Source organism: Rhizobium sp. P1_E6 (assembly GCF_056405875.1).
The window spans coordinates 1-803 of the sequence record NZ_JBFUBG010000325.1; the positions used below are offsets into that span (position 1 = coordinate 1).

Sequence of the window (803 nt, forward strand, 5' to 3'; positions counted from 1 at the left end):
CAATCACCATGCCCATCTCCTGATGACGACGCGGACCGTGACGGCAGACGGTCTGGGCGACAAGACGATGATTGAGCGTGAGAACAAGTGGCTTCTCGCAAACGAACTGCCGACCTCGCAGATGCAACTGCGTGACGTGAGACAAGTCTGGGAGGAATTAGCCAACACCCATCTGGCAAGGGCAGGTCTGGACATCAGGATCGATCGGCGCTCACATCAGGAACGCGGCCTTGAGCTTGCGCCGACCGAACATGTCGGCGTGCATGCCACGCAGATCGAACGGCGCGGCGAGACGATGGAACGTGCGCGCCTTGAAAAGGAGGCTTCGCGGCGCAACGCGGATATGATCCGTGAAAAGCCTGAGCTGGTCCTGACGTTGATTACCAACGAAAAGAGCGTCTTTGATCGCCATGACATCGCGCGCACACTGCACCGCTATATCAATGATGATCTACAGGGCTTTCAAAATGCATTCGCGTCGATCATGGCCTCGCCGGCCTTGGTCGAATTGCAGGCCGAAAAGAGCGACCCGGCGACCGGCGAAATCGAACCTGCACGCTATTCGACACGAGAGATGATCGCAGTCGAAACCAACATGGCACGGGCGGCCGATCGCTTGCATGAAGATCGCAGCCACCATGTCGATCCACGCCATCGCGAGGCAGTGTTTGACGGGTTAGATCGAGCGTTGCTCTTACATGATCTAGACGAGGCCGCAGCAAGGGCTGAGATTGGTCAGGATGCAGGTGTCGAATCTATTGCCGGACCGATATTGCCGCTGCTTTCAGTCGAACAGAAGAACG

General features: G+C 57.2%; 1 protein-coding gene. It reads left to right on the forward strand.

Translation table 11 applies throughout. The features are described 5' to 3' along the window. Positions 1 to 37: 37 nt before the first annotated feature. Positions 38 to 803, forward strand: a 766-nt coding sequence (locus AC1D35_RS36530; RefSeq protein WP_477942934.1) for a MobA/MobL family protein, incomplete at its 3' end; no start/stop codon positions are given.